General features: G+C 33.8%; 7 protein-coding genes and 1 pseudogene. 3 read left to right on the top strand and 5 right to left on the bottom strand.

Going from position 1 to position 8467, the window contains the following annotated elements:
* Positions 1 to 105, top strand: a pseudogene (locus AB8B52_RS07815) (IS110 family transposase); the annotation flags it as partial.
* A 47-nt stretch (positions 106 to 152) separates the two neighbouring features.
* On the opposite strand, the gene AB8B52_RS07810 reads toward AB8B52_RS07815, so the two are convergent.
* The gene (locus AB8B52_RS07810; protein ID WP_406026870.1) at positions 153 to 896 is read right to left on the bottom strand and encodes a hypothetical protein; all 744 of its coding nucleotides are present in this window, start codon (positions 894 to 896) and stop codon (positions 153 to 155) included.
* A 155-nt stretch (positions 897 to 1051) separates the two neighbouring features.
* A complete protein-coding gene (locus AB8B52_RS07805) occupies positions 1052 to 1606 on the bottom strand; it encodes a thioredoxin family protein (RefSeq protein ID WP_406026868.1) in 555 nt (184 codons plus the stop codon).
* Between the two features lie 81 nt (positions 1607 to 1687).
* Between AB8B52_RS07805 and AB8B52_RS07800 the strand changes: the two genes are divergently transcribed.
* A complete protein-coding gene (locus tag AB8B52_RS07800; RefSeq protein ID WP_406026866.1) occupies positions 1688 to 2023 on the top strand; it encodes a tRNA-binding protein in 336 nt (111 codons plus the stop codon).
* A gap of 316 nt (positions 2024 to 2339) precedes the next feature.
* Here AB8B52_RS07800 and AB8B52_RS07795 read toward each other — a convergent pair whose 3' ends face one another.
* From AB8B52_RS07795 to AB8B52_RS07785, 3 genes are all read right to left on the bottom strand, one after another.
* Positions 2340 to 4844 (bottom strand): M14 metallopeptidase family protein, encoded by a 2505-nt coding sequence (locus AB8B52_RS07795; RefSeq protein WP_406026864.1) that lies wholly within the window; start codon positions 4842 to 4844, stop codon positions 2340 to 2342.
* 84 nt (positions 4845 to 4928) lie between these two features.
* A complete protein-coding gene (locus tag AB8B52_RS07790; protein WP_406026863.1) occupies positions 4929 to 5318 on the bottom strand; it encodes a PUR family DNA/RNA-binding protein in 390 nt (129 codons plus the stop codon).
* Positions 5319 to 5382: 64 nt separating this feature from the next.
* Positions 5383 to 7137 carry an ABC transporter ATP-binding protein gene (locus AB8B52_RS07785; protein ID WP_406026861.1) on the bottom strand — a complete coding sequence of 585 codons (1755 nt, stop codon included), beginning with the start codon at positions 7135 to 7137 and terminating at the stop codon, positions 5383 to 5385.
* Positions 7138 to 7269: 132 nt separating this feature from the next.
* Between AB8B52_RS07785 and AB8B52_RS07780 the strand changes: the two genes are divergently transcribed.
* A complete protein-coding gene (locus AB8B52_RS07780) occupies positions 7270 to 8373 on the top strand; it encodes a Glu/Leu/Phe/Val dehydrogenase (protein ID WP_406026859.1) in 1104 nt (367 codons plus the stop codon).
* Positions 8374 to 8467: the final 94 nt, after the last annotated feature.

Here is an 8467-nt window from a genome sequence, read left to right as displayed (position 1 = left end):
GCGTTAATTGCAGTGTGTAATAAGTTGCTAAAACAAGCTTTTGCAATAGCTAAATCAGGGTTGATTTATGATGGTGAATATAAAAGTACTTTAGTGAAAAATTAATGAGATTTTACTTGTTTTTTACCACAGTACTTTGTTAGGCAAAGTAATTATGTAACGTATCCCATTAGAGTTAGAGTGTCAATAAAAAGTTCAGATTGTTCAACAGTTATCTGTCTTTGGATAATTTCGCCTGCATTATCTTCTGGTTTTAATAAACTACCAGAAATGACACCAGGACCTAAGTATCTATTTATTATAATGTAAGATGCAAGTAGAGATTGAATCGAGTTTTCTAAAGTCGAATAGTCTGTCAATGCATCAGGTGAATGCTTGATTTTATTGTAAGCAGTCCACCAACTTGGAATATTTACCGGCTCAGGTTGATTTTGGTCATTCCAACCATCCAAACTTCCATACGGTCTTAATAAATTAGGATTTTCAGATGCTATAATTGTTAAAGAAGGACAATGAAATTTTAAATCGTTAAATTTTAAAAATTTCTCCAAAGTCAAATAATGGAAAATATTAATTCTTCCATATTCTTTAAATAGCTTATCGTAAATAATTCTTGATACTTGCTCAAATAGATTAGCCGATTCCCTTATAATAGATGCAAATTTGACAGAGCTCGTATTCAGATTTGAGGTAACAGGATTTACATATTTAAATGAATTAATGAGCTCTTGTTCAATTGAGAAATATTGTAATCTTAAGTTATTCGCTTCTTGAGAAACTTTTCTGTTATAAGCTTTTTGTAACTCAGCAAAATTATTTTTATCAGGTTCTACATAAAAACATTCATTATCGCTTAATGTTTCGTTTCTTGATGGTAATGATATTGGATTTGCCATAGTCTTATTTTGCCTAACTCGTTATATAATTACCCTAGTTAATCCCATCCCACAACTATTAAAGATTATAATAACTTTTACATTACTAATTTACAGCCAATAAAGCTAGCGATTATTTTCAACTTTTTTATAAATAAGGTCACTAAAAGGCTATTTCATTTCCACTTAATTCCACAACCAACACTTGGCTTTTGGTTGGGATGAATAGCTTTTTTATTAATTAAAGCATCCATAGCAATTCTAATATCTTTTCCGGTTACAGGTATGCCATTTCCTGGTCTTGAGGCATCTAACTGACCTGTGTAAACGAGTTTCAATGCGCTATCAAACAAAAAGAAATCTGGTGTACATGCTGCGTCATAAGCTTTGGCAACCTCTTGGGTTGGGTCGTAGAGATATGGAAAAATATAACCGTTATCAATGGCGTGTTGTTTCATTAAATTGGGTGCATCTTGCGGATAATTTTCTACGTCATTACTAGAAATGGCGATACAATTAATCCCTTTTGAGACGTAATCTTTTGCCAATCGAGATAATTCAGTGTTCACATGAATAACGAAAGGGCAGTGGTTACAGATAAACATTATAAGTGTAGCCGTTGTACCTTTGAGTTCGTTCAGCGATTTTTTGGTGTGATCTAAAGTATCAGTGAGCGTGAAATCTGGTGCTTTGGTGCCTAAAGGTAACATGTTGGATTGTGTGCGAGCCATTGTTTTTTTATATCTTTAAATTTTAATTAATGAGATACTGAATTACTGAAATAAATTCAGCTCAAGCAAGTTCAGCATAGAATGCAAAAGATAATAACATTTGAAGACTTTACAAAGATCGATTTACGGATTGGTACTATTATCGATGTTCGTGATTTCCCAAAAGCGCATCGTCCTGCGTATCAACTTACCATAGACTTTGGTGATTTGGGTCTTAAAAAATCATCTGCTCAAATTACCACCCAATACCAAAAAGAGGATTTAGTACAACGGCAAATTGTGGCTGTGGTGAACTTTCCTAAAAAACAGATTGCTAATTTTATGAGTGAGTGTTTAGTGATGGGAGCCGTAAAAGCTAATGATGTGTTTTTATTGCATCCTGAGGTTCGGGTTAAAAATGGGATGGTGGTGTCTTAATTGAACCTTTATATGGAAACCATTTTAACATGAAGTCAGTTCATACATAAATTAGCATTAAAAGATCGCTTCGTTCTTGGTTCTTGCAATAATTTTAAGATTTGAATTTAGTACTTCAAAAAACACAATGAGAGAGCAAACTTATAGCAGTTAAGGATTAAACTTATCTGAATAAGACAGTTATAATGGTAATTAAGCATCTATGAAATAGCATACATCTTAAGGAAATCATCAAATTAGTCCGTTCCCCTCTGAGGAATTATCACTACACTTGTTAAAGAAAAAATATAAGTCTAAGGGACTGTACTGCCAATCTTTACATTTCCTCCCTAAAAAAAACAGCATTCATCAACAACTTATTGGTGCCATACCAAAATCCTCTAAAATTAGTATTATCCGTAAATGCTAAAATACGCCCACGACCAACACTCCCTATTTTCAAAGGAACTGTTTTGCTAATACTGTCTAAATTTCTATCAGAAATATAACCGCTTAATAATGGGTTTTCTGTGTATTGTATTGGATTGTTATAACTGTTTTTATCAGGATTAACAAATAACGTTGAATTACGAAATACAGCCAAACGATTATTCTTGTAACCAAAATTAATAGGATGCGAACGGTCTAAGTGCGTTTCGAAAATAGCACCTCCAATAACTTGTGCTCCTCTAAAATCAACTCGTTGTTCGTAGCTAATATTTTTGGCAATCAGTTTATTCTTTTTAAAATCGATTTTCATCAACTTTTTAGAATTCAGCCATTTTAAAGCATTTTTATAGGCAACTAATGTACCACCTGAGCTGAGCCACGTCTGTAACTTCTTGGTGCTTGATTCTGATAAGCCAGAAGAATTTACCATAATTATGGTATTGTAACGGCTTAAATCTGCCCTTTCCAGACGCTTTGTATCTAATTTTGTTGCGATAATATCGTAGCGTGTATCAAATAAATGCCAGATTTCCCCAGCATCGTAAGAAGTGATGCCATCACCAACTAAAAGTGCGATTTTTGGTAATTCTAAGGCTTTAAAATTTCGACTGCCTAAATCAATACCTTCGTTTAATCCTGTGGAAACCGCATCAACAGTGATATGACTTTCTTGAGATGCATCATTTAGAAACGTATAGATTTCAGAAGGAGTGAAATCTTGATTCTTAGCAGGAATCATAACGGTTCCATAATCATAAGATTTACCATTGGCTCTAAATGTTTTTACGGCAACTTTTGCTCGCAATCCTTTCTTTAAAATGGCATTTAATAATTTCGGACTGTAATATTCATTCCACTCAAAGAGGTAGGCATAGTCGCTTTTAGAATTAACTCCACCTTGTCGCTGCTGCAAATTGGTGACTTCATCACCAGCATTGGCTGTCGTTGTGTCGGTATAATCTAAATTAAAGGCTAATGGAAACGTCCAAGCAGATACATCATAAAACAGACTGTCTTGAAACGTTGTGCGCTTCTCAAACATAGCATTGATCAAACGTGTGTTCTTCTGATTTTTTGGCACTATGTAACTGAACCCTTTTTTATAGGTTTTTCCATCTTTTGAAAAATCAGATTGTATCTCATGGAATTTAATACGATGCCGTTGTAATATTTCAGCTAAATGATACGTTTTTGCCGCATCTTTTGAATCTCCAAATACAATGGCATTTTTGCCTTCTTTAGAGGCTTCATTTCTTGCATTTTTAAAGAAGTTGTGCTGGTATTCTAAAATAGCTTTTTGCATGCCATTTGCGGCAGCAAGGGTTGATAAAGACGCAGTAAATTGATTTTTTATGGTGAATGGAAAGGTTAAAATACCGTTTTCACTTTCTTGAATATGACCACGCGAACTGGCTTGTTCAAACAAAATACCGATGCCTCCATTAATATCTGGGAAGGTGGAGCCTTTTCCGTAGTAGAAATCATCAAAGCTTTCTTCAGAATAATACAAAGAGCCTATTTTATCAAAGGCTTTGGCATGATAGTTAGCAATGCCTTTCGTTAATTCTTGATTTAATTTTGGTGTTAATGGATGTGTGCGTGATGGAATGCCTGGCTGAAAAAAGAAACTAGCATTAGTACCCATTTCATGATGATCGGTTAAAATATTTGGCAACCAATTATGAAAAGTCTCAATACGTGCTCTCGATTCTGGTAATTGCACAGGCAACCAATCTCTATTCATATCAAACCAATAGTGATTGGTACGTCCTCCTGGCCAAACTTCGCTGTATTCTCTGTCGTTAGGATCTGGATTGAGATTGATATTCTTATTCGTATTTGCCCAATAGGCAAAACGTTGTAAACCATCTGGATTTAATGACGGATCAAATAGAATCACAGTGTTATTGAGTAAGTTATCAATTTCTGATCCTTCAGCGGCAGCTAAATAATAAGCCACTAATAATGCGGCATTAGAACCACTTGGTTCATTACCATGAATAGAATACCCTTGATAAACAACGATTGGCCTATTTTCTAAATTAGCTGTATCTGTCTCAATAGCTTGAATATGCGCGGATTGGATGGCATCAATATTTGAATGATTTTCTGGAGACGTAATCGTAAGAAGTAGCAATGGTCTGTCTTCAAACGTTTTACTTCGTGTTTCTATGGTAATTCGGTTTGAAGCATTGGCTAAAGCTTTCATGTATGCCACCAACTTATCGTGTGTAATATGCCAATCACCAACGTTATGACCAATGACACTCTGTGGAGTCGGAATACTTGGATTGTATGTAATATCTTGTGGTAAATAATAAGATAAATCCGTTTTAGTTTGTGAGAATAGCGTTGTTGTAGCTAAAAGCAAGAATAAAAGAATGCGTTGCATAAAATAATAGTTAGTTAGGTTTTAAAAATAAAAAAACCGTTACAAAGCGTAACGGTTTTGGTTATAATTTAACAGAAGTTAAGATTAAATATCGTCAAAACTGACGTCTGTAAAACTGTCTGTACTTTTAGTGTCTTCTGGAGTTTTTGCTTCCTGTGCTACAAAATCATCTTCGCGTTTAAAATCTTTTTGGTGACGCTCACTAATGACTTCTTCTCCTTTTTCATTAATAATGTAATCGGTCATTTCGGCTAAAATCTCTTTAAACTCTGTAAAATCTTCTTTATACAAATAGATTTTATGCTTTTTGTAATGGAAAGAGCCATCGTCATTGGTAAATTTTTTACTTTCAGTAACCGTTAAATAATAATCACCAGCTTTAGTCGATCTCACATCAAAGAAATACGTTCTTCGTCCAGCACGCAATACTTTAGAATAAATTTCTTCTTTATCCATCATTTCATAATCACTCATAACGCAATCTTGTTTTTATTTCAATCCAAAAATCTAAAAAAAAAGTAAGCTAAGCAACAAATAATTACTTTTCTTTTTCGGAGAGTTGTTTGGTATATAATTCCTTATAGTAACCGTCTGTGTTTATAAGACTTTCGTGATTACCAGACTCGATGACTTTACCATCTTCTAAAACAATAATTTTATCTGCATTCTTTGCCGATGACACACGATGGCTTACAATAATCGTGGTTTTATCTTTAGTCAACTTCACTAAATTTTTAAGGATTTTTTCCTCAGTCTCCGTATCTACGGCAGATAAACAATCGTCAAACAATAGAATATCTGGCTTTTTAATAATGGCTCTGGCAATAGACACACGTTGTTTTTGACCACCCGAAAGTGTAATACCACGTTCACCTAAAATCGTATCATAGCCTTTGGTAAAATCGATAATGTTTTTATGAACTCTTGCATTTTTCGCAGCTTCAATAACATCTTCATCTGAAGCATCTTCTTTTCCGAATTTGATATTATTCTTTATACTATCCGAAAACAAAAAGGCATCTTGTGGTACATAACCAATACTGTCTCTCAGGCTAAAAAGATTTAAGTCCGAAATAATAGTATCATCAATTAAAATAGCACCTTTATCAATATCATACAAACGACCAATTAAATCTAAGATGGTGGATTTTCCAGAACCGGTTTTACCTAAAATAGCCAAAGTTTCGCCCGATTTTAAATTGAAACTGACATCTTTTAAAGCTTCAATATTAGTATCTGGATATACAAAAGACACATTTTTAAATTCAATATCACCTTTAATAGGAGTTAAAGTGTTTGCGATGTTTTTAATATCTGGTTCGGTATCTAAAAATTCATTAATCCGTTCTTGAGAGGCTTCAGCTTGTTGTATTAACGACGTCACCCAACCAACAGTTGCAACAGGCCAAGTAAGCATGTTGACGTAAATAATAAATTCTGCTATGGTACCTATTTCTTCTATTTCGCCACTCATGTATTGCATACCACCAACGTAAATAACGATTAGGTTACTAATACCAATGAGTAAAATCATCAATGGAAAAAATAGGGCTTGGACTTTCGTTAAATTAATTTGCTTCTGACGGTTTTCTGCTGAAAGTTGTTCGAATTCTACATTCGTTCTTGGTTCAATTCCGTAAGACTTTATCACGGAAATGCCACTAAAGGTTTCTTGTGAATAGGTAGAAAGCGTTGACAATGACTGTTGCACAATGGTGCTTCGTTTATTAATGAGTCGACTTAATTTATAAATAGCTACAGAAAGAAAAGGTAAGGGCAACAAGGTATATAAGGTGAGACTTGGAGAGCGATCAATCATATAGATTAATGCCACAGCGAAAAGCGTAATGGTATTCATGGTGTACATAATTGCAGGACCAACATACATACGCACTTTACCAACATCTTCACTGATTCTATTCATTAAATCTCCTGTTCTGTTCGTTTTGTAGAAGTTTAAAGACAGCACTTGGTAATGCTTATAGATTTCATTTTTAAGATCAAATTCTATGTAGCGCGATACATTTATTATGGTTTGTCGCATTAAAAATGTAAATAAACCAGCAACAATAGCAGCACCTATAATGTATAACACGTTGGTGAGTAATTCAGCTTTATAAACCTCTAAAGAGATTTTTCCATTTAATTTATCTGAGACCACATTAATTGATGCGCCAACTAACCTTGGTGTAAATAGCGCAAAGATCTTACCAACGATGGTAATTATGATTCCGATAATAATGCGATATCTGTATTTATAAAAGTATTTATTAAGATGTTTAAGTGCTTTCATTCTGTAATTAGGTGGCTCAAAAGTATTACGATAATCGTATTTTATAGTTAATATTTTGCTAATGCTCCAATTATAATATATTTTTGCGTGCTGTTTTTAGAATATCTTTAAACACCCTAAAACTTAACTTACATGACTTCAGAAATATTATCGTCTAAAGAATTAAAAAAAATGGATCCAGTGTTTGGGCAATATTCTTTTGACGATCATGAGCAAATCGTTTTTTGCAATGACAAAGATACTGGTTTAAAAGCTATAATTGGTATTCATAATACAGTTTTAGGTCCAGCTTTAGGTGGCACCAGAATGTGGAATTATGCCAATGAGTGGGAAGCTTTAAATGACGTTTTGCGTTTATCTCGTGGTATGACATTTAAATCTGCCATTACAGGTTTAAATCTAGGTGGAGGTAAAGCTGTTATTATTGGTGATGCTAAAACACAGAAAACACCAGAATTAATGAGAAGATTTGGTGAATTTGTACATTCTTTAAGTGGTAAATACATTACTGCTGAAGACGTTGGTATGAAAACCGAAGATATGGATACCGTTAGAGAGGTGACTCCTTATGTTACTGGTATATCTGAAAGTAAAGGTGGAGCAGGAAATCCGTCACCAATTACAGCCTATGGTGTTTTTATGGGTATGAAAGCTGCTGCAAAGTTTCAATTTGGTTCAGAAATTTTAGAAGATAAAAATGTGTTTGTACAAGGTATTGGAAACGTTGGCGAAGCTTTAGTTGAGCATTTGGTTAATGAAGGTGCAAACGTTACTATTGCTGATATCAGTCAAGACCGTTTAGAAGAAATACGGACTAAATATGGTGCAACGATTTATGGAGGTAATGACATTTATAGCGAATCTATGGATATCTATGCACCATGTGCTTTAGGTGCAACAATAAACGATGACACCATTTATAAACTTAAAGCTAAAGTTGTAGCAGGTGCTGCAAACAATCAATTGGCTGAAGAAATTAAACACGGTAAAATTTTACAAGAACGCGGTATCGTTTATGCACCAGATTTTTTAATTAATGCAGGCGGAATTATTAACGTATATGCAGAGTTAGAAAATTACGACAGACAAGAAATAATGCGCAAAACAGAAAATATTTATAATACAACGCTCGAAATTTTAGATAACGCCAAAGTTAACCATCTTACAACGCATAATGCAGCTTTGAATATTGCGAGAGAGCGCATTGAAACACGTAAGAGAGAAAATATGAAATAGTCTCAATTTATTGTTCTTATAAAAATTAATTAATAGTATTTTTGCAAGGTGAATCTTAATTGGTTTACCTTTTTTAATAACCAAAATAAAGTGA

Origin of the sequence: Winogradskyella sp., from assembly GCF_045105575.1 — a bacterium.
GTDB lineage: Bacteria > Bacteroidota > Bacteroidia > Flavobacteriales > Flavobacteriaceae > Winogradskyella.
The sequence above is the reverse complement of the archived record's forward strand: the minus strand, read 5'-3'. Positions and strand labels throughout refer to the sequence as shown.

Excerpts from the sequence above, each read along its gene's own strand:
- AB8B52_RS07810 (WP_406026870.1), bottom strand. The coding sequence starts at position 896 with ATGGCAAATCCAATATCATTACCATCAAGAAACGAAACATTAAGCGAT.
- AB8B52_RS07805 (WP_406026868.1), bottom strand. The coding sequence starts at position 1,606 with ATGGCTCGCACACAATCCAACATGTTACCTTTAGGCACCAAAGCACCA.
- AB8B52_RS07800 (WP_406026866.1), top strand. The coding sequence starts at position 1,688 with ATGCAAAAGATAATAACATTTGAAGACTTTACAAAGATCGATTTACGG.
- AB8B52_RS07795 (WP_406026864.1), bottom strand. The coding sequence starts at position 4,844 with ATGCAACGCATTCTTTTATTCTTGCTTTTAGCTACAACAACGCTATTC.
- AB8B52_RS07790 (WP_406026863.1), bottom strand. The coding sequence starts at position 5,318 with ATGAGTGATTATGAAATGATGGATAAAGAAGAAATTTATTCTAAAGTA.
- AB8B52_RS07785 (WP_406026861.1), bottom strand. The coding sequence starts at position 7,137 with ATGAAAGCACTTAAACATCTTAATAAATACTTTTATAAATACAGATAT.
- AB8B52_RS07780 (WP_406026859.1), top strand. The coding sequence starts at position 7,270 with ATGACTTCAGAAATATTATCGTCTAAAGAATTAAAAAAAATGGATCCA.